Genomic DNA, 20,106 nt, shown 5'->3' with positions numbered 1-20,106 from the left:
CCGCAACGACCGGCGGCACATCAACACCGAGTCCGATTCCGAAGTGCTGCTCAACGTGTTTGCCCACGAACTGGAGAAGTCCACCCGCGGCCTGCAATTGCAGCCCGAGGACGTGTTCACCGCCGTCAAGCACGTGCATCGGCGCGTGCGCGGCTCCTACGCGGTGATCGCCATGATCGCCGGCCACGGCGTGCTGGCTTTCCGCGACCCCTATGGCATCCGCCCGCTGTCGGTTGGCCGCGGCAAGGACGGCACCTGGATGGTGGCCAGCGAGTCGGTCACGCTGGAAGGCACGGGCCACCAGTTCGAGCGCCACGTGGCGCCGGGCGAGGCGGTCTTCATCGACCTGCAGGGCCAACTGCATTCGCTGCAGTGCGCCGACAACCCCAAGCTCACCCCCTGCATCTTCGAATACGTCTACCTGGCCCGGCCCGACTCGGTTCTCGACGGCATCTCGGTCTACCAGGCCCGGCTGAACCTGGGCGAGACCCTGGCCAAGCGCGTGGTCTCCACCGTGCCGCCCAGCGAGATCGACGTCATCATCCCGATCCCGGAATCGAGCCGCCCCAGCGCCACGCAGCTGGCCCACCTGCTGGGCATTCCCTACCGCGAAGGCTTTGTCAAGAACCGCTATGTCGGCCGCACCTTCATCATGCCCGGCCAGGGCGTGCGCAAGAAGTCTGTGCGCCAGAAGCTCAACGTGATCGCCAGCGAGTTCAAGGGCCGCAACGTGATGCTGGTGGACGACTCCATAGTGCGCGGCACGACCAGCCGCGAGATCGTGCAGATGGCGCGTGACGCCGGCGCCAAGAAGGTCTATCTGGCCAGCGCCGCACCGCCGGTGCGCTACCCCAATGTCTACGGCATCGACATGCCGACCGCCAGCGAGCTGGTGGCCCATGGCCGCACGATCGAGGAGATCCGCCAGGTGATCGGCTGCGACGCCCTGATCTACCAGGACGTGGAAGGCATGAAGCGCGCCATCGGTTCGCTCAACCCCAATCTCGACGGCTTCGATGCCTCCTGCTTCGACGGCGTCTACGTCACCGGCGACATCAATGCCGAGGACATCGCCCGCATCAATGAGGCGCGCATCGGCCAGGAAGACCCGCTGGAGGAGGACACCTCCCGCCTGGCATTGCCCAACGCCCAGGAAGCATGATCAAGAAGCAACTCCCCCCGGGCCTGCACATCGACACGCTGGCCGTGCGCGCCGGCATTGATGCGAGCCAGTACGGCGAGAACTCCGAGGCGCTGTACCTGACCAGCGGCTTCCTGCAGCCCGATGCCGCCACCGCTGCCCGGCGTTTCGCCGGCGCTGAGGAAGGCTTCACCTACGGCCGCACTTCCAATCCCACGGTGACCGCCTTCGAGAACCGGCTGGCTGCGCTGGAAGGCACGGAGGCCGCCATCGGCGCTTCCAGCGGCATGGGCGCCATCCTGATGATGGGCATGGGCCTGCTCAAGGCCGGTGACCACGTGATCTGCTCGAACTCCATGTTCGGCTCCACCATCAACCTGTTCGCCAAGGAATTCGGCAAGTTCGGCGTCGAGACCAGCTTCGTCTCGCAGACCGACGCGGCGCAATGGAAGGCGGCGCTCAAACCCACGACCAAACTGCTGTTCGCCGAAACGCCGACCAACCCCTTGACCGACGTGTGCGACATCCAGGCCCTGGCCGACATCGCGCATAACGCCGGCGCCAGGCTGGCCGTGGACAACTGCTTTTGCTCGCCCGCGCTGCAGCGTCCGGCGCAGATGGGCGCCGACCTGATCATCCATTCGGGCACCAAGTACCTGGACGGCCAGGGCCGGGTGATGGCCGGCGCGATCTGCGGCCCCTCGTCGCTGATCGTCGACGTGTTCGGCCCCGTCGTGCGCACCGCCGGCATGGTGCTGTCGCCGTTCAACGCCTGGGTGGTGCTCAAGGGCATGGAAACCCTGCGCATCCGCATGCAGGCGCAAAGCGCCAATGCGCTGGCCGTGGCGCAATGGTTGCAAGAGCATCCCAAGGTGGCTCGCGTGTACTACCCGGGGCTGGCCTCGCACCCGCAGCACGAACTGGCCATGCGCCAGCAGTCGGGCCTGGGCGGCGCCGTACTGTCCTTCGACGTGCGCGGTGGCGATCCCGAAGCCTTGCGGGCCAACGCCTTTCGGGTGATCGACAGCGCCCAGGTGATCAGCATCGCCACCAACCTGGGCGACACCAAGTCCATCATCACCCATCCGGGCACCACCTCGCATGGCCGCCTGAGCGAGGCGCAGCGCCAGGCCGCCGGCATTGGCCAGGGCCTGATCCGCCTGGCCGTGGGCCTGGAACACACAGACGATATCAAAGCCGATCTTTCGCGCGGTCTGGAGATGCTATGAAGACACGAACACGATTCGCCCCATCGCCCACGGGCTTCATCCACCTGGGCAACATCCGCTCAGCGCTGTACCCCTGGGCCTTTGCCCGCGCCACCGGCGGCGACTTCGTCCTGCGCATCGAGGACACCGACGTCGAGCGTTCCTCGCAGGAGGCGGTGGACATCATCATCGAGAGCATGGCCTGGCTGGGCATGGGCCATGATGAGGGCCCGTTCTACCAGATGCAGCGCATGGACCGCTACAAGGTGGTGCTGGCGGAGATGAAGGCCGCCGGCCTGGTCTACCCCTGCTACGTGAGCGTGGCCGAACTCGATGCCCTGCGCGAAAAGCAGATGGCCAACAAGGAAAAGCCCCGGTACGACGGCACCTGGCGGCCCGAACCCGGCAAGACCCTGCCGCCCGTGCCCGAAGGCGTGCAGCCGGTGCTGCGCTTTCGCAATCCCATCGGCGGTTCGGTCGTGTGGGATGACAAGGTCAAGGGCCGCATCGAGTTCAGCAACGACGAACTCGATGACCTGGTGATCGCCCGGCCGGACGGCACGCCGACCTACAACTTCTGCGTGGTGGTCGACGACATCGACATGGGCATGACCCATGTGATCCGCGGCGATGACCATGTGAACAACACGCCGCGCCAGATCAACATCTTCCGCGCGCTGGGCAAGGAGCCGCCGGTCTTCGCCCACCTGCCCACGGTGCTCAACAACCTGGGCGAGAAGATGAGCAAGCGCCGCGGCGCCCAGCCCGTGACCTACTACCGCGACCAGGGCTACCTGCCCGACGCGGTGATCAATTACCTGGCGCGCCTGGGCTGGTCGCACGGCGACGACGAGATTTTCTCGCGTGAGCAGTTCCTGCAGTGGTTCAACCTGGACCACCTGGGCAAGAGCGCGGCGCAGTTCGACGAGGCCAAGATGCGCTGGGTCAATGCCCAGCACATGAAGACCACGGACGACGCGGCGCTGGCCGCTCTGGTGGAGCCGCAGCTCAAGGCCCGCGGGATCGCGGCCGACGCTCGCCTGCCGCGCATCTGCGCGCTGTTCAAGGACCGCAGCGACACCACCGTGGTGCTGGCCGACTGGGCTGCGAAGTTCTACACCCCGGTGCAGCCAGATGCGGCCGAGGTCGCCAAGCACGTCACCGATGGCGTGCGCCCCGCCGTGGCCATGCTGGCGACGATGCTGCAGGCCTGCCCCTGGGAGAAGGCCGCCATCAGCGAGGCCATCAAGGAAACCCTGCGCGCCACCGGCCTGAAGATGCCGCAACTGGCCATGCCAGTGCGCGTGCTGGTGCTGGGAACGGCCCAGACGCCGTCGCTGGATGCGGTGTTGGAATTGACGCCGCGAGAAGTTGTGATCGAGCGTTTGGCGAAGGCCTGATTTTTCTGGGTATAATTCGAGGCTCGGTAATTGACGAGTTCTCCGCAAGGCGAAAACGGCAATTAAGAGGGGGTATAGCTCAGCTGGGAGAGCGCTTGCATGGCATGCAAGAGGTCATCGGTTCGATCCCGTTTACCTCCACCACCGAAACAGTTCCAAGGTTTTGACCCTATCGTCTAGAGGCCTAGGACACCACCCTTTCACGGTGGCTACCGGGGTTCGAATCCCCGTAGGGTCGCCAGGATTCATCGCAAGATGATCTCGGCTCAAGCCGGCAACACTTGGCTCGCAAGAGCGGACGTTGTCTACCAGGAGTGGTAGTTCAGTTGGTTAGAATACCGGCCTGTCACGCCGGGGGTCGCGGGTTCGAGTCCCGTCCACTCCGCCAAGTATCGTTTTCAAGAGGTCCAATACGGACCGGCTTGATCCCCAGAAAGCCCCGCCAGCCGGGGCTTTTTGCTTTTCTGCGTCCAACAAATGCATTCGCAGCCGCTTGCGGTGGCGGCGCTCCTGGCCGGCCCTGCGCCTGTCGTATCCGCTGTGCGGATATATCCGAAAATGCGGGCTCGCGCCGGGGTTTTCCTGGTTCTGGGCACGAAGGCTGCTCAGTAGACTGCGCCCGCATAGCAGGAGTCTTGAAGTTTGGAAAAAGGTGTTCCCATCCGCGCAATCAGCCGCTGCCTGGCGCTGCTGCAGTTCATCAACCGCAATGGCCCGGCCTCGCTGATGGAGATCGCGCGTGCGATCGCGCTGCCGTACCCCACCACCGTGCGCATCGTGCAGACGCTCATGCACGAGGGCATGCTCGAGTGCGAGCCGGTGCGCAAGCTCTACCGGGCCACCAGCCTGGTGCAGACGCTGGCGGTCGGCACGCACGAAGTGGCCCACCTGCTGCAGGCCGCGCGCCCGCACCTTGTGGGGCTGACCCAGGCGTATGACTGGCCCACCTCCATTGCCTGCGGTGTGGGCGCCAGCATGATGCTGCGCGACTCCACTTACGGCATGACCTCGCGGGCTTTCAACAATTATTACCCGGGCTACACCTTCCCGATGCTGGAATGCGCGGCCGGCCACGCGCACCTGTCCTTCGTCGACGACGATGTGCGCGAGTGCCTGTTGCACGGGATGAGCGTGGACCACCGCACGTCGGTGGCCCTGGAGATGTTCCGCTCCGGCACGCTGACGCAGCGCATCCGCAGCGACGGCTACGCCACCCACGACCGCACCGAAAACAGCATGAACCCCGGCAAGGCCTCGTCGATCGCCGTTCCCATCCTGGATGGGGGCCAGGTGGCGGGCGTGCTGTCGCTGACCTATTTCTCGTCGGCGATGCCCATGAAGGACGCCGTGGCGCGTTACGCCGACGACCTGCTGGTGCGCGGCCGCGCCATCAGCGAGACGCTGGAAAGCCTGCGCTAACGCCCCAGCCCCGGCCCGGGGCCAAGCCGTCACGCGCCGAGGTAGGCCTCGCGGATGCGCGGGTGCTCCATCAGCTCGGCGGCCGCGCCGTGCAGCACCACGTCGCCATGCTCGATCACGTAGGCGCGCTTGGCCACCGACAGCGCCATCGCCGTGTTCTGCTCCACCACCAGCATGGTCAGGTTCATGCTGTTGATGGTGGCCAGCTGCGCGTAGACCTCTTCGGACAGCAGCGGCGCCAGGCCCAGCGAGGGCTCGTCCAGCAGCAGCAGCTTGGGCCGTGACATCAGCGCGCGGCCGATCGCCAGCATCTGCTGCTCGCCGCCCGACAGCGACCAGCCCAGCTGGCTGCGCCGCTCCTTGAGCCGCGGAAACAGCGCGAACACCCGGGCCAAATCGTCCTCGATCGACCCCTTCAGGCCGCGCCAGGCGGCGGTAGCGACCTCGAGGTTTTCCAGCACGCTCAGGCCGGGGAAGATGCGGCGGCGCTCGGGCGCGTGGGCGATACCCATGCGCACGCGCTGCTCGGGCGCGATGCCGGCCAGATCCCGCCCGGCCAGCGAAATGCTGCCCTGGCGCGGTTTTTCCAGGCCCGAGATGGCGCGCAGCAGGGTGGTTTTGCCGGCGCCATTGGCGCCCAGCAGCGCCACGCATTCGCCCTGGGCGATCTCGATGCTCACCGCATTGAGCGCCCGCACCGCACCGTAGTGCACGGACAGTTTGTCAACGCGCAGCATGGGAACCTTTCTTGCGGCCCAGATAGGCCTCGATCACCGCTTCGGTGTTGCGCACCTGTGCTGGCTCGCCGTCGGCGATCAGCTGGCCGAAGTTCAGCACCGCGATGCGGTCGGCCAGGCGCATCACCAGGCCCATGTTGTGTTCGATCAGCAGGATGCTCAGGCCCTTGGCGCGCAATGCCGACACGTAGGCGATCAGCTCTTCCACCTCGCCCGAGTTCAGGCCCGCGGCTGGCTCATCGAGCATCAGCACCTGGGGCTTGAGGATCAGCGCGCGGGCGATCTCGATCTTGCGTTGCTTGCCATAGGGCAGTTCGCCCACCTCGCGGCCGGCGTCGCCGGCCAGCCCCAGGCCATCCAGCAGTTCCAGCGCGAGCTCGCGCGTGGCGCGTTCCTCGGCACGGAACGCCGGCAGTCGCAGCACGGCCGACCAGAAGCCCGTGGTGTGGCGCGCATGGGCGCCGACCAGCACGTTCTCCAGCACCGACAGCCGCTTGAACAGGCGTCCGTTCTGGAAGGTGCGCACCAGGCCGGCGCCGGCCACCCGGTGGGCGGGCAGGCCGGTCAGGTCGCGGCCGTCCAGCGCGATGCTGCCCGCCGTGGGCTCGAGCACGCCGGCCAGCAGGTTGACGGTGGTGCTCTTGCCGGCGCCGTTGGGCCCGATCAGCGCCAGCAGCTTGCCGCGCGGCACTTCGAGGTTGACGCCGTTGACGGCCTGCAGGCCGCCGAAATGGCGCGACAGGCCGCGCACGGTGAGGATTGCTTCAGCCATGGGCGGCCGCCTTGTCGTCGCTGGTGTGGCGGGTCCACTTGCGCAGCAGGCCGGCGATGCCCTGGGGCATGAAGATCAGCACCAGCAGCACCGCCACGCCGAACACCGCCAGGTAGGCGTCGCCGACAAAGCGCAGCCACTCCGGCGCGAAGCCCAGGACGATGGCCCCGAACACCGCGCCGATGATAGACATCTCGCCGCCGACGATCACCATCACCAGGATGGAGATGGAGCGCCACATGTCGAAATCCGCCGGCGCGATGAAGTGGGCATAGTGCGCATACAGCGCGCCCGACAGACCGGCCAGCACGCTGGAAATCACGAAGGCCGCGACCTTGGTGCGCACCACCGGAACGCTGGAGGTGCCGGAGGCGATTTCGTCGTCGCGCACGGCGATCATGGCGCGGCCGAAGCGCGATTGCCGCAGCAGCGCAGCGAAGGCCACCACCACAGCCAGGAAGCCCAGCGACAGGAAGTAGTAGCCCGTGTCGGTCTGGATCTCGTGGCCGAACAGGCTGACGCCGGGGATGGCGCTGATGCCGTCGTAGCCGCCGGTCATCTGCTTCCAGTTCTTGGCGATGATCTCCAGCGTGACGTTGAAGCCCACGGTTGCCAGCGCCAGATAGTGGCCGCGCAGCCGCAGCATGGGCACGGCGATCAGCAGCGCCACCAGACCCGACAGCGCCATGGCCAGCGGCATGGCCAGCCAGAAGCTCAGGCCCAGCTGCATGGACGCGATGGCCGAGCCGTAGGCGCCCAGGCCGATGAAGGCCGCCTGGCCCAGCTGGATCAGCCCGGCCCAGCCGAAGGCCAGTGACAGGCCGACCACGGCGATGGCGGTCTGCAGCGCCAGCACCAGGATGCGCAGGTTGTAGTCGGAGATCAGGAACGGGGCGGCGGCAAAGCCGGCCAGCGCCATCGACCCCAGGATGCATTGTTTCAGCTTCATCGCGGTTCAGGCCCGGTCAGAGATGCGCTCGCCGAACAGCCCCTGGGGCCGCACCAGCAGGAACACGAACATCAGCGCGAAGACGATGGCCTCCTTGTAAGCCGACGAGATGTAAGCGGCGCCCAGGGTCTCGGTCAGCCCCACCAGAATGCCGCCGATGATGGCGCCGGGAATGCTGCCGAAGCCGCCGATGATGGCTGCGGCGAAGGCCTTCAGGCCCACGCCTTCGCCGATCGATGCCTCGATGAACCACATCGGTCCCAGCAGCAGTCCGGCCATGCCGGCCAGCGCGCACACCAGGATCCAGGTCAGGGCGTACAGGCGGTTGACCCGGATGCCCATCAGCCGCGCGGCCTCGGGATCCTGCGCGAGCGCGCGGAACTGGCTGCCCAGCGCGCTGCGGTACAAGAGGAGGTAGACGCCGAGGATGAGCAGCGCCGCCACGCCGATCACGTACAGCGTGTGCACGGAGACCATCACGCCGCCCAGAGCAAGAGTCTGCGATCCAACGGGCGACTTGGTGCTGACAGGCATGGAGCCCCAAACCAGCTGCGCCACGTTCTGCACTGCGATGCCGACGGCCACGGTGCCGACGATGATGGTCACGGCCGGCTGACGGCGCAGCGGCATGAACACCCCGACGAAGAACAGCAGACCGACCACGGCCATGCCCAGCATCACCAGCACATAGGCGCCGGCGAAGTTGGTGCCGGTCAGGACCAGCGAACTGGCCCCCAGCAGGGCGCCGATGGTCACGAGCTGGCCGGTCGCGAAATTCACCACGCCAGTGGATTCGTAGGCAATCTCGAAGGCCAGCGCCACGACGGCATAGATGCAGCCCAGGGCGATGGCATTGATGACAAGTTGGATGAATTGCGACATGGAGCGCTGCTTTGTGCGGGACTTGGGAGCTGCCGGATCTTTACTTGGGGTAGACCGCGATGCTCTTGAGCTCCTTGCTGCCAGCCCTGAACACTGCCATGTTCACGCTGTGGGCCATGTTACCGGTGGCGGCGTCGGTGGTGTAGGTACGGGCGACGCCCTTGAAGTTCTTCACGCCGGCCAGGTAGGCGCGCAGTTTCTCGGGATCAGGACCGACCTTGCGCAGGCCCTCGGCCAGCATCATGGCGCCATCGTAGTACGAGGCACCGAAGGAGTCCGGGCGCATCTTGTAGGTGATGACGTAGCGGCGCACGAACTCCACGCTGGCCGGGCTGACGTCCTCGCCCAGCACGGTGTCGGCAGCCACCAGCATCTTCGTCACGTCATCTGCTTCCACCAGGTCCAGCGTGCCGGGCGAGGCCATGCCCGTGCCGGAGACCAGCGGCAGGTCGATGCCCAGGCTCTTGCGCTGCTTGAGCAGCAAGGCGCCGTCGCGGTTGTAGTTGAAGGTGACCAGCACGTCGGCGCCCTTGTTCTTGGCGCTCAGCAGTTGGGCCGAGAAATCGTTGTCGCGCGGGTTGAAGGCTTCCTTGGCGACCACGGTCACGCCGGCCTTCTTCAGCAGCTCCTCCAGCGCATTGGCGGCGCCGGTGCCGTATTCGTCCTGCGTGTACAGGATGCCGGGCTTGCTCTTCTTGAGCGACTCGGTGATGCCCCAGGCCAGCGCGCCGGCGCCCAGGACGTCGGCCGGACGGGTGCGGAAGATGTAGGGGTTCTTGCGCGCCTCGATGGCCATGGCGCCACCGGCGGTCATGGTCGGAATCTTGGCCTTGGCGATCTCCGGCTCGGTCGCCAGCACCTGGGTCGACAGGCTGGAGGTGAAGATGAAGGGCGGGTTGTACTGTTTGACCAGCTTCACGTAGGCATTGACGGCGCCGCTGTTGCTCGCGGTGGTGTCCTCGAAGGCAATCCTCAGCTTCTTCCCGTTGATGCCGCCGGCCGCATTGATGTCGTCCTGCGCCAGTTTCAGGGCGTTGTAGCCGGGCAGGCCGATCGAGGCGAGCGGACCGGTGATGGGCACGACGGCGCCGACGACGATCTCGTTTTGCGCCAGCGCGTGCAGCGGCCAGGTCGATGCGGCAAGCAGGGCGGCCGCCACGCAGGACTTGGCGAATGTTCTCTTCGGGATCAGGTTCATGGGAAGTTCTCCGGTGAGGGTGACAGGATGTTAAGGAGCCGGCCGGCGGGCGCCGCACACGGGTTGCAGGTCTATCCGCTGTGCGAACAGTTGGCGCAGGTTCACGTCTTCCACGCCGGTTGGCGCCCCTCGCGAAAGGCCAGGTAGGCCTCGCGGCCGTAGGGCTCGCTGCCCATGTAGGCGACAAAGTTGCGCAGCTCGATTTCGGCGCCCTCGGCCAGGCCGGCGTCCACGCCTTGCTGGAAGACCCGCTTGTTCGCTGCAATGACGGCGCGCGGCTTGTCCGTGAGGCTGGCGGCGAAGGCCAGGGCGGTGGTCTGCAATTCGGCGCGCGGCACGCTGCGTAGGGCCAGGCCGGCAGCCACGGCCTCGGGGCCGTCATACCAGCGGGCGGTCCAGATCATCTCCTTGGCGCGCTGCTCGCCGATGCGGCGCTTGAGCCGCAGCGAGGCCGCGGCCGGCAGCACGCCGGAGTCGGTGTGCACATCGCCGTAGCGGGCCTCGTCGGCGATCAGCACGAAGTCGCAGCCCATGGTCAGCTCGAAGCCGCCGGCCCGCGTGATGCCGTTCACGGCGGCGATGGTGGGGATGGGCAGCGCCTCCAGCCGCGTGATGAGCATGTTCACCCGGCGCACCACGGTCTCGAAATAGATGATGTCGTCGAACGCCCGGTCCAGCAGGTCCAGGTCCAGGCCGACGCAGAAGGCCTTGCCTTCGCCGCCGGTGATGACCAGCGCGCCCAGGTCCTCGTCCGCTTCGATTTCGGTGAGTAACAGCTCCATCTCGCGCAGGCGCAATTCGGTGATCGCGTTCAGCGCAGCCGGCGTGTCGAAGACCATCACGCCGACACGGCCGGCTTTCGCATAGCGCAGGCTGGTGAATTCCATCGCCGGGCGCGTCCGCTCAGACCGCAACGTGGCCCGGCCACACCGGGGGCGTGGGGGCGGGCAGGCCGGTGTCGGCCAGGCAGCTTTCGCGCAGCGCAGCCAGGTCGGGGCCGCGGTTGAACACGGTCAATGCCGGCCGGCTGCTGCGCAGCGCTTCGCGTTGTGCCGTGGTGGCGGTCGCGTCCACTTCACCGGTGCCATCCAGCACGACGCCGTAGGCCTTCGCGCCTTCAGTGCTGACCAGGCCGCGGCGCACTTCCAGCGCCACCAGGGCCGCATCGCGTTCCAGCGGGTCGCCCCAGCCGCCCGCGCCCCAGGTCACGAAGTGCAGCAGGTCGCCCGGCGCCACGTCGATGTTGTCGCACTTGGCCGGCAACGGCGTGCGGCTGCCGTCTGCGCGCTCGAGCAGCTTGTGCGAACGGGCGGCCGGTGCGCCGCCGTTGACGCCCCAGGGCGGCACGAACCAGCGGTCGTCGTGGATGGAGATCTTGCCGTTCTCCAGGAAGCGGTAGCTCATGAGAATGCCGTTGCCGCCACGGAATTTGCCGGCGCCGCCCGAGTCCGGCACGGTCTCGTAGCGCTCGATGCGCATCGGGAAGTAGCGCTCCAGGAACTCGTTGGGCACGTTGGTGAAGCCTGGCCACAGAGAATGGCCGTCCGGACCGTCGCCGAAGGGACGGCCGGGAATGCCGCCGAAGCCGATCTGGAACAGCTGGAACCAGTCGCCCTGCTTGGTATTGCCCGAGAACATCAGGTGCGGCGACGACGAGAAGCCGGCGGCGCACAGGAAGTCGGGCGTCTTCTGGCCCAGCAGCGCGCCCAGCACGTCGAAGATGCGGCCCAGCGCGTGGGTGCGGCACGACAGCGCGGCGGGAAACTTCGGCTTGAGCAGCGAGCCTTCGGGGATGCGCACGTCGACCAGGTCGTAGAAGCCGTCGTTGAACAGCACCTGCGGGTCGAACACCATGATCATGTAGATGCCGAAGAACATCTTGAACATGTTCTCGTTCATATAGAAGTTGATCGATGAGCTGGACTGCGGGTCGGTTCCCTCGAAGTCCAGGATCACCCTCTCGCCTTCGCGCCACATCGTGCACTTGATCTTGAACGGGCCGGCGCCGCGGCCGTCGTCGCACAGGTAGTCCTCGAACGACACCTTGGCCTCGCCGATCTGGGTGCCGATCAGGTGCTTCATGGCGCGGTGGTTGCGCGCCAGCAGCTCGCCCACCGCGGCGTCGAACACCTCGTCGCCGAAACGCTGGCACATCTCCTCGACCCGGCGCGCGGCCACGCGACAGGACGCGACCAGGGCATGCAGGTCGGCCTTGTACCACTCGGGCATGCGCGACTGGTGGGCGGCGATCTTCAGGATGTCGGCCTGCAGCGCGCCCTTGCGGTATAGCTTGACCGGAGGCAGGCGAAAGCCCTCCTCGAAGATGGTGCTGGCGTCGGTGGGCAGCGAGCCCGGCACCTTGCCGCCGACGTCGGTCATGTGGCCGAACATCGCGGCCCAGGCCATCAGCCGGCCCTTGCGGAACACCGGCACGATGACCAGCTGGTCGTTGATGTGGCTGACGGCGCCCTCGCAGGAGTAGGGGTCGTTGAGCAGGATGACGTCGCCTTCCTCGATGTCGCCGTCGTAGTTGCGGAGGAAGCCGTCGATGAAGGAGCCGAACTGGCCCACCACCATGCGGCCCTTGCGGTCGGCGATCAGCGGAAAGGCGTCGCCCTGTTCGCGGATGCCGGGCGACAGCGCGGTGCGAAACAGCGTGGCGTCCATCTCGACGCGCGCGTTGCGCAGTGCGTTCTCCAGGATGTCCAACGTGATCGGGTCGACCGTGGCGGCCGCCAGCGGCGCCGTCTGGGTTTCGATGATGCGTGCGGGCATGGGGTGCTCCTTCAGACGGGGTTGATCAGGATGTTGCCGTGGGCGTCCACGGTGCCGGCCGCGTCCGCCAGGATCACGGTGGTCGAGTCCATTTCGCAGACCACGGCCGGGCCGGGGATGCGGTCGCCGGCGCGCAGTTTGGCGCGGTCGTAGATCACGGCCGGGCGGAAGCTGCCGTCCACCCACATCTGGTGGTCGCGCAGCCTGGCAGCGGCGGGGTTGCCATCGCCCTGCGGCAGTGCCAGCGCGGGCAGCTCGGGCGCCTTGCCCAGCGCGATGGCCCGCAGGTTGACCAGCTCGGTGTCGGTGTCCATGCTGAAGGTGAACAGCCGCTTGTGGGCTGCGTGGAAGGTCTCGGCCAGGGCCGCCAGGCCGCCGGGCTGCTCGAACTCAGCCAGCGTCACCGGCACCGGCACCTCGAAGGCCTGGCCGGCGTAGCGCAGGTCGGCCTCGAAGCGCAGCTCCAGCGTGGCGGCATCCTCGCCGTCGGCTACCAGGCTGTCGCGCACCTGGTCGCGCATCAGCTTGAGTACCTCCAACACCTCGGCTTCGGTGCTGCGTGAGATGACCCGCGAGAACGAACGCGCGGTCTCGCTGCGCGTGCGCGTGGTGGCGTCGCCCAGCGCGCACAGCACGCCCGGAGACACGGGCGACACAGCCGGCCAGGAACCCATCAGCTTGGCCACGGCGTTCACATGCAGCGGGCCGGCGCCGCCGAAGCCCATGAGCGCGAAGTCGCGCGGGTCGTAGCCTTGCTGCACCGAGATCATGCGCAGCGCGCCAAACATGTTTTCGTTGACGATGTCGATGATGCCGCGGGCGGCCTCGTACAGGTCGACGCCGAGGGCGTCGGCCGTGCGCTGCACGGCGGCGCGGGCAGCTTCCCGGTCCAGCTTGAAGCTGCCGCCCAGCAGGTTCTCGGGCAGGTAGCCCAGCACCACGTTGGCGTCGGTCACCGTGGCCTGGGTGCCGCCGCGGCCATAGCAGGCCGGGCCGGGAACGGCGCCGGCCGACTCGGGGCCGACGCGCAGCGCCTTGGTCAGTTCCGGGATCTTGGCGATGGAGCCGCCGCCGGCGCCCACCGTCTTCACGTCCAGCGCCGAGACGCGCACCGTCAGGTGGCCGACGTCGGTGGTGCGCACCAGGCGCGGCTCGCTGTTCTCGATCAGCGCCACGTCGGTGGAGGTTCCGCCCACGTCCAGCGTCAGGATGTTTTTCAGGCCAGCGTTGCGCGCCACCCAGAGCGCGCCTGTCACGCCGCCGGCCGGACCCGACATCAGCAGCGACACGGGCTGGGCTTCGGCCGCCTCGGACGACATCAGGCCGCCGTCCGAGCGCAGCAGCGAGATGCGGCCCTTCATGCCCAGGTCGCGCAGCTTGGTGCGCAGGTTGCGCACGTAGCGGCCCACCACGGGGCGCACGGCGGCATTGGCCACCGTGGTCAGGGTGCGCTCGTACTCCTGCATCTCGGGCAGAACCACGTGCGACAGCGACACCGGCACGCCGGGCAGCACTTCGGCAGCGATCTCGGCGACACGGCGCTCGTGCCGGCCGTCCACGTAGGCGTTGATCAGCGAGATCGTGAGCGCCTCGATGCCCTGGCCCTTGAGCACGGTCAGCTGGGCGCGGATGTCCGCATCGTCGAGCGGCCGCACTTCGGCGCCGCTGGCGTCCAGTCGGCCCTTGACCTGCACCGTGTCTTCCAGCCTGGCCATGGGTTCGGGCTTGGGCCAGATGATCCAGCCGGCCAGGCCGCCGGGCACCAGCGAGCGGGCGATCTGCATCATCTGCCGGTAGCCCTCGGTCACCACCAGGCCGACGCGCGCTCCCTTGCCTTCGAGCACGGCATTGGTGGCCACCGTGGTGCCGTGCAGGAACAGGTCGATCGCCGCCGGCTCGATGGTGGCCTGCGCGCAGATCGCCTGCACGCCGGCCAGCACGCCTTCGGACTGGTCGTGCGGGGTCGAGGGTGTCTTGTTGCGCCAGAAGCGCCCGTTCGCGTCATCGAAAAGCAGCAGGTCGGTGAAGGTGCCGCCCACGTCTACGCCCAAGCGATAAGCCATGATGAGTTCCTGGAGAGGTGTGGATAAAGGGTGTGGAGGAGTCGGGCGCTCAGTGCGCCGCAGCGTGTTGCGCGTACCAGGTCCGCAGCGAGGTCTTGAGCACCTTGCCGCTGGCGTTGCGGGGCAGCGCCTCGATCAGGAGGAACTGCTTGGGTTGCTTGTAGGCCGCCAGTTCGTTGCGGCACAGTGCGGTGAGCGCGGCGGCGTCCAGCGCGGCGCCGGGCTGGACGACCACGCAGGCCACCAGCTTCTCGCCCCACTGCGGATCCGGCGCGCCGATGACGGCGGACTCCAGCACGCTGTCGTGCTGGTCGATCACGGCCTCGACCTCGCGCGGATAGACGTTGATGCCGCCGGTGATGACCATGTCCTTCTTGCGGTCGACGATGTAGAGGAAGCCCTCGTCGTCGCGCCGCGCCATGTCGCCCACGCTGACCCAGCCGTCGCGGAAGGCCTCGGCCGTGGCCTCGGGCTTTTGCCAGTAGCCGTTGAACAGGGTGGTCGACAGGCTGAACAGCTCGCCGACCTCGTTGGCGCCGACTTCGCGGCCGGCCTCGTCCAGCAGGCGGATCAGGTTGTTGCCGAAGGGCTGGCCGACGCAGTTGACCTTGCGCAGCTGGTCCTTGGGCCGCAGGTTGCTGACCACGCCGGCCTCGGTGGAGCCGTAGGTTTCATGCAGCAGGCCGTCGCCGAAGTAGCCGACCACCAGTTCCTTCAGGCCTTGCGGCAGCGGCGCGGCATTGCAGACGATGCCGCGCAGCTTGTGGCCGCGCAGTTCGTCCAGCACGGCGGCAGGCAGGCTGAACATTGCGTGGTAGTGCGTGGGCACGGTGAACATGCCGGTGACGCGGCCCGAGTGCACGGCGCGCAGCACGGTCTCGGCGTCGAACTTTGCCAGGATTTCGACGCAGCCGCCGGTGAACACCGAGGTCATCGCATAGGCCAGGCCGGCGCCGTGGCACATGGGGGCGAAGGCCAGGAAATGGTCCTCGGGCGCGTAGATGCCGTACTCGCCGGCATAGCTCAGGAAGCACAGGGTGCGCGAGCGGTGCGAGAGCATCACGCCCTTGGGCTTGCCGGTGGTGCCCGAGGTGTAGGGGATGGCGAAGGTCGTCCACTCGGGCAGGAAGCCCGGCGTGAAGTCGGGCGATGCCGTGGCCAGCCATTGGGCGTAGGCGTCGCCCAGCACGACGACGTGGCGCAGCGTGGTGTACAGCGAGCGGTCGATGCTGGCCAGGCAGTCGGGGTGTACGAACAGGATCTGCGCCTGCGCGTCGTTGCAGATGTCGGCCAGCTCGCGCGGCGTCAGCCGCGGGTTGGGCGTGGCGGTGGCCGCGCCGATCTCGGAGACGCCGGCGACCACTTCGATGTACTCGATGCAGTTGGGCGCGACGATCGCCGCGTTCTGGCCGGCCTGCAGGCCCAGCGCGAGAACGCCGTTGGCCACGCGGTCGATGTGTTCGACCAGCTGGGTATAGCTGCGGCTTTGGGCGCCGCAGATCACGGCGGTCTTGCCGGGTTCGCGGCGGGCGGCGCTGCGGATGCCGCTGGCCACCGTGAGGTTGTGAAAGCCCGGGGGCAGGGCGCCCGGCGCTTCGCGGGTGTAGACCGGGGCGCTCACAGCTTGAACACCTTGATGGCCGTGTCGCGCATGATCTGGCGCATGGCCTCGGGGCGGAAGTCGTGGGCCACCATCTCGGCCACGGCGCGCTCGGGATCGATCACGGGCCAGTCGGTGCCGAACATCACCTTGTGCGAGCCGTAGCTGTTCATGTAGTGCTTGAGCGCCTGCGGCAGGTACTTGGGCGCATAGGCGTCGATGCCGATGTAGACGTTCTCGTGCTTCCAGGCCATGGCGATCATCTCGTCGGTCCATGGCACGCCGATGTGAATGCCCAGCAGCTTGAGCTCGGGGAAGTCGATCGCGATCTGGTCCAGCAGGATGGGTCGGGCCACGCTGGGCAGGCGCACGTCCTTCTGGTAGATCAGGTTCTGGCCGACCTGCATCATGATGGGCACGTCCAGCTCGCAGCACTTGGCGTAGTAGGGGTAGTACAGCGCCTCGTTGGGTGCCAGCCGGAACCAGTGCGGATAGACGTGGGCGCCGACGAAGCCCAGCTCCCTGACCGCGTGCTCCAGGTCACGCAGGCCCTGCATGCCGCGGTAGGGGTCGACGCCGGCCAGGCCGGAGAAGCGGTCGGGGTGCTTGCGGCACCACTGCGCCACCTGCTCATACGGGATCTCGAAAGAGCCCTTCATGCGCTGGTCGCCGGCGCGCACGGCGATCAGCAGCGAGCGCTCGATGCCGGCCGCATCCATCTTGCGAAGGTAGTCGTCGATGGAGACGCCCGTCTTCATGTGCTCGGGCATCCGGACCTGGGTGGTGAAGCTGGCGTCGAAGCCGGTCTGGCCGGCGGCTACCTCTTGCGGGGTGAAGAGGTTGACGACGATGTCGATCGCCCTGTGCATGTCGGTGTTCTCGCGAGATCAGTTGAAGTGGATGTGATCTTGCGCGGGGCGGACGCGGGCACCGCCATCGAAAGCAGGGCGTATCCGCTCTGCGGACATACCCTGCAACCGTTGTTGCATCCGTCCTACGTCGCGCGCCCGTCAGCCTGCCTACGATGCCATGCATGAGCACTGACCGAGTCCACTGATGCGTTACAGCCGTGCCGAATATGCCAAGCTCCTCGCTGCACAGGACCAGGTGGCACGCGCTGAAGCGGACTACCAGCGCTTACGCGCCGCCTACCTGGAGATCGCGCGCAAGGAGCCGGACCACGAACTCGCCCTGGCCATGGTGGGCCACGACATGGACAAGGCCCATGCGCATCTGCAATCCCTGATCGGCTTGCCGCTCCTACCATTCACCCACGAGCCCAGCACCGTGCTGCGGCGCGAGGCCGTGCGGTTGGCCGAGCGCGACGCCGCCTGAGGCGGCGTCGGCATCAGCCGACACGCGCCAGGCGTCCCCACTGATGGGCGGCGCCGCAACGCCGGCCCACCATGGCGCAAAGGACACGCCATGATTGCCTACGAGACCGACCCCAGCCTGCACGCCAGCGTGCCGCCGCCCGTGCAACTGGACGATGGCTTTTCGCCGCCGCACAATGCGCCCGAAGAGCCCGTTCCAGCCATGGCCACCCATCCCGTTGAACCCGAACCGCTGCCGCCTGGCCCCGAGCCCGAGGCGCCCAATCCGACCCGCCTCCCGGTGGAGCCTGAATTCGGCCCGGCCCTGCCACCGGCTTTGCCGGAGGATCCGGGCGTCACTTCGCCCAAGCTGTGAGGACATGAGCATGGCCAACGAGCCGGCAGCGCCGGCGCCGCTGCCGCCGGGCGACCCGCCCAAGCCGGCCAACCCCGAGCCGCGGCACGCGCCGACCGACCCGGAAAAAGGCAGCGTGCCACAGCCGCCGCCGGGCAAGTCCGACCATCCCGGCGCTTCTTGGTACGCGCTTGTCAGTGGGCCTCGCCCAGCAGGCCCTGGCCGTCTTCGTCCAGGCCGGTGACGGGCGTGGCCTTGGCCAGCGCCATCCAGACGCCAAAGGGCAGGCTGGCTCGGCTGTGGCGTGGGGCGGGCCGGGCGACGGCCAGCCGGCCCTGCTCGAGCACCATCACCCCGCATTCGGCCGGCACTTCGTCCGGCGCCCCAATGCAGCGGCCGCGGGCATCGCAGCCCAGCACGTACCAGCATTCGCCCAGGTTTAGGTAGGCTGCGCGCTTGGCGCCCTGGCGCAGGTCGCCCAGCAGGTCGGCGCGCCGCACCTTGATCTCATGGACGATGGGTTCGACATAGTCGGCCACCGTGGTGTTGCGAATGGAAAAGACATCCGGCTTGGCCATGCACCACTGCAAGGGCTTGTCCGCATCGCCCGTGGGCACCTGGGCACGCAGCGCCAGGCCACGCCAGGCAAGGCGGCCGGCGCGGCACATCTCCAGCGCCACCTGCTCCACCAGGGCCTCGTGAGCGGACAGGGCGGCGCGGTTGCGCGCCAGTGTGGCGGCCAGCAGCTGCAGGCCGGCCTCGGTCACACGCAGGGATTCGTGGCCCAGGGGCGAGCGCACGCGCTCGAGCAGACCGGCGGCCAGCAACTCGATCTCCAGCGGGTCCTGCGAGGGCCAGCCGGCCGAGCGGTAGATCTCGCGCAGGCGCCGGGCGTGCGGCTTGCCCAGGGCGGCGGCAACGGGGGGCTGGGGGGCTGTCATGGCGGCGGCAAAGGCGAAACCCAGTTTAGCTTCCGTAGGCACTCTCCGACGGACATTGGGGCGATTGCCTGTCCCGGCGCGGCAGGGGGCCCACCACAATGGCGCACATGGAAACCAAAGCCATCTATGGGATCACCGCCCTGCGTTACGCCGGGCCGGAAGTCATCGAGGCCATGATGGGCCTGATCGACAACGCGCGGGCGCGATGGGATTCGCTGCCCACGCCCACCCGCCTGACCGAAGTGGTCGACCGTCTGGTCGAGGGCGACACCATCATCACCCTGTTTCCCGACGACAGCGGCGGCCTGGAAGCCGGCCCCGAGGTCAAGGTCGGCGTGCCCGACGAGGGCACCGAGACCCTGGCCCTGGCCGAGGAAGCGCCGGGCCGCCAGCTCGACGACCTGCCCCGGTTCTAGCGGCCTTCAGGCGCTCCTGACGCGGTGCCTGCCCGGCAGCGTCAGCAGGCCTGTGGACAGCGCCGTTCCCGCCACGATGACAGCGGCGCACAGCAGCATCCAGCCTGTCACAGCCTCGCCCAGGAACAGCGCACCGTACAGCACGGCAAACACCGGCACCACGAAGGTCACCGCCAGAGCGCGCGCCGGCCCCACGGCTTCGATCAGGCGGAAATAGATGACGTAAGCCACGCCGGTGCACACGATTCCCACCGCAAGCACTGCCATCCAGGCCTTCAGGCCCGGCATCGCCGTGGGCCGCAGCCACAGGGCCGGCAGGGCCAGCACCACGGTGGCGCCGATCTGGCTGCCCCCAGCCGTGACCAGCGGCGGCAGGCCGCCCAGGTGGCGCTTGGTGAAGCTGGCGGCGATGCCGTAGCACAGGCAGGCCGCCAGGCAGGCCAGCACGGCCCAGGCCGGCGCGATGCCCGAAGCATCGGGCTTGAAGCTGGCCTTGTCCCAGGCCAGCAGGGCGACGCCGGCAAAGCCCACGGCCAGGCCCAGGATGCGCGAGGGCGTGGGCCGGTCGCGCAGCCAGAACCAGGCCACCAGGGCCCCGAACAGCGGCACCGTGGCGTTGAGGATGGCCGACAGGCCGGTGCTGATGGACAGCAAGGCGAAGCAGAACAGCGCGAACGGAATGCCCGAGTTGAGCGCGCCCACCACGAAGATTTTTTTCCAGTGCTGGCGCAGCTGCGGTAGCAGGCCGCGCAGCCACAGCAGCGGGAACAGGACCAGCGCCGCCACCGCCACCCGCAGGGCCGCCGTCGGCAGGGCGCCGAATTCAATGACCGCGATCCGCATGAAAAGAAAGGAGGCGCCCCAGAGGGCGGACAGCAGCAGGAATTCGATGGCGATGGCAGGGCTCATGGCAGGAGTGTGCGGGCTGAAACCGGGC

Annotated in this window: 19 protein-coding genes and 3 tRNA genes; 10 read left to right on the top strand and 12 right to left on the bottom strand. The window is 67.8% G+C overall.

Going from position 1 to position 20,106, the window contains the following annotated elements:
• The 7 genes from purF to Q0632_RS03545 form a co-directional block, all read left to right on the top strand.
• Positions 1–1,162 (top strand): amidophosphoribosyltransferase (gene purF / locus Q0632_RS03575; RefSeq protein WP_298924409.1); only part of this gene is annotated, 1,162 nt, incomplete at its 5' end.
• Positions 1,159–2,370, top strand: coding sequence for an O-succinylhomoserine sulfhydrylase (locus tag Q0632_RS03570; protein ID WP_298924407.1), 1,212 nt, complete (start codon positions 1,159–1,161; stop codon positions 2,368–2,370). The genes purF and Q0632_RS03570, both read left to right, overlap by 4 nt.
• Positions 2,367–3,749, top strand: a complete 1,383-nt coding sequence (gltX, locus tag Q0632_RS03565) for a glutamate--tRNA ligase (RefSeq protein ID WP_298924405.1) — start codon at positions 2,367–2,369, stop codon at positions 3,747–3,749. The genes Q0632_RS03570 and gltX overlap by 4 nt, the downstream gene beginning before the upstream one ends.
• Before the next feature lie 68 nt (positions 3,750–3,817).
• A tRNA-Ala gene (locus Q0632_RS03560) sits at positions 3,818–3,893 on the top strand.
• Positions 3,894–3,914: 21 nt separating this feature from the next.
• Positions 3,915–3,990, top strand: a tRNA-Glu gene (locus Q0632_RS03555).
• 70 nt (positions 3,991–4,060) lie between these two features.
• Positions 4,061–4,137 (top strand) — tRNA-Asp (locus Q0632_RS03550).
• A 254-nt stretch (positions 4,138–4,391) separates the two neighbouring features.
• Positions 4,392–5,168 carry a helix-turn-helix domain-containing protein gene (locus Q0632_RS03545; protein WP_298924403.1) on the top strand — a complete coding sequence of 259 codons (777 nt, stop codon included), beginning with the start codon at positions 4,392–4,394 and terminating at the stop codon, positions 5,166–5,168.
• A gap of 29 nt (positions 5,169–5,197) precedes the next feature.
• Here the strand turns inward: Q0632_RS03545 and Q0632_RS03540 are convergent, their stop codons facing one another.
• The 10 genes from Q0632_RS03540 to Q0632_RS03495 form a co-directional block, all read right to left on the bottom strand.
• Positions 5,198–5,905, bottom strand: coding sequence for an ABC transporter ATP-binding protein (locus Q0632_RS03540; protein WP_298924401.1), 708 nt, complete (start codon positions 5,903–5,905; stop codon positions 5,198–5,200).
• Positions 5,892–6,677, bottom strand: coding sequence for an ABC transporter ATP-binding protein (locus Q0632_RS03535; protein ID WP_298924399.1), 786 nt, complete (start codon positions 6,675–6,677; stop codon positions 5,892–5,894). Before Q0632_RS03535 ends, Q0632_RS03540 begins: the two co-directional genes overlap by 14 nt.
• Positions 6,670–7,626, bottom strand: coding sequence for a branched-chain amino acid ABC transporter permease (locus tag Q0632_RS03530; RefSeq protein ID WP_298924395.1), 957 nt, complete (start codon positions 7,624–7,626; stop codon positions 6,670–6,672). Before Q0632_RS03530 ends, Q0632_RS03535 begins: the two co-directional genes overlap by 8 nt.
• 6 nt (positions 7,627–7,632) lie before the next feature.
• A complete protein-coding gene (locus Q0632_RS03525; protein ID WP_298924393.1) occupies positions 7,633–8,508 on the bottom strand; it encodes a branched-chain amino acid ABC transporter permease in 876 nt (291 codons plus the stop codon).
• A 40-nt stretch (positions 8,509–8,548) separates the two neighbouring features.
• The gene (locus Q0632_RS03520; RefSeq protein ID WP_298924391.1) at positions 8,549–9,706 is read right to left on the bottom strand and encodes an ABC transporter substrate-binding protein; all 1,158 of its coding nucleotides are present in this window, start codon (positions 9,704–9,706) and stop codon (positions 8,549–8,551) included.
• Between the two features lie 101 nt (positions 9,707–9,807).
• Positions 9,808–10,593, bottom strand: coding sequence for an enoyl-CoA hydratase/isomerase family protein (locus Q0632_RS03515; RefSeq protein ID WP_298924389.1), 786 nt, complete (start codon positions 10,591–10,593; stop codon positions 9,808–9,810).
• 16 nt (positions 10,594–10,609) lie between these two features.
• Positions 10,610–12,481 carry a hydantoinase B/oxoprolinase family protein gene (locus Q0632_RS03510; protein ID WP_298924387.1) on the bottom strand — a complete coding sequence of 624 codons (1,872 nt, stop codon included), beginning with the start codon at positions 12,479–12,481 and terminating at the stop codon, positions 10,610–10,612.
• An 11-nt stretch (positions 12,482–12,492) separates the two neighbouring features.
• The gene (locus Q0632_RS03505) at positions 12,493–14,544 is read right to left on the bottom strand and encodes a hydantoinase/oxoprolinase family protein (protein ID WP_298924385.1); all 2,052 of its coding nucleotides are present in this window, start codon (positions 14,542–14,544) and stop codon (positions 12,493–12,495) included.
• 49 nt (positions 14,545–14,593) lie between these two features.
• The gene (locus Q0632_RS03500) at positions 14,594–16,165 is read right to left on the bottom strand and encodes a class I adenylate-forming enzyme family protein (protein ID WP_298924383.1); all 1,572 of its coding nucleotides are present in this window, start codon (positions 16,163–16,165) and stop codon (positions 14,594–14,596) included.
• Positions 16,162–17,013, bottom strand: a complete 852-nt coding sequence (locus Q0632_RS03495) for an amidohydrolase family protein (RefSeq protein ID WP_298924381.1) — start codon at positions 17,011–17,013, stop codon at positions 16,162–16,164. The genes Q0632_RS03500 and Q0632_RS03495 overlap by 4 nt, the downstream gene beginning before the upstream one ends.
• Positions 17,014–17,200: 187 nt before the next feature.
• Between Q0632_RS03495 and Q0632_RS03490 the strand changes: the two genes are divergently transcribed.
• Positions 17,201–17,479, top strand: a complete 279-nt coding sequence (locus Q0632_RS03490) for a hypothetical protein (protein ID WP_298924380.1) — start codon at positions 17,201–17,203, stop codon at positions 17,477–17,479.
• Positions 17,480–17,569: 90 nt separating this feature from the next.
• Positions 17,570–17,833 (top strand): hypothetical protein, encoded by a 264-nt coding sequence (locus Q0632_RS03485; protein ID WP_298924377.1) that lies wholly within the window; start codon positions 17,570–17,572, stop codon positions 17,831–17,833.
• A gap of 173 nt (positions 17,834–18,006) precedes the next feature.
• On the opposite strand, the gene Q0632_RS03480 is transcribed toward Q0632_RS03485, so the two are convergent.
• Positions 18,007–18,753, bottom strand: coding sequence for a hypothetical protein (locus Q0632_RS03480; RefSeq protein ID WP_298924375.1), 747 nt, complete (start codon positions 18,751–18,753; stop codon positions 18,007–18,009).
• Between the two features lie 107 nt (positions 18,754–18,860).
• Here Q0632_RS03480 and Q0632_RS03475 point away from each other — a divergent pair, with 107 nt between their 5' ends.
• Entirely contained in the window at positions 18,861–19,169 is a 309-nt protein-coding gene (locus tag Q0632_RS03475) for a hypothetical protein (RefSeq protein ID WP_298924373.1), read from the top strand.
• Between the two features lie 6 nt (positions 19,170–19,175).
• Here Q0632_RS03475 and Q0632_RS03470 read toward each other — a convergent pair whose 3' ends face one another.
• On the bottom strand, positions 19,176–20,078 hold the full coding sequence (locus Q0632_RS03470; protein WP_298924371.1) for a DMT family transporter: 903 nt from the start codon (positions 20,076–20,078) through the stop codon (positions 19,176–19,178).
• Positions 20,079–20,106: the final 28 nt, after the last annotated feature.

Source organism: uncultured Ramlibacter sp. (assembly GCF_936925435.1).
In the GTDB taxonomy this organism is placed as follows: Bacteria; Pseudomonadota; Gammaproteobacteria; order Burkholderiales; family Burkholderiaceae_C; genus Ramlibacter.
Note: the sequence above shows the minus strand (reverse complement) of the source record. Positions and strands in the feature narration are given on the sequence as shown.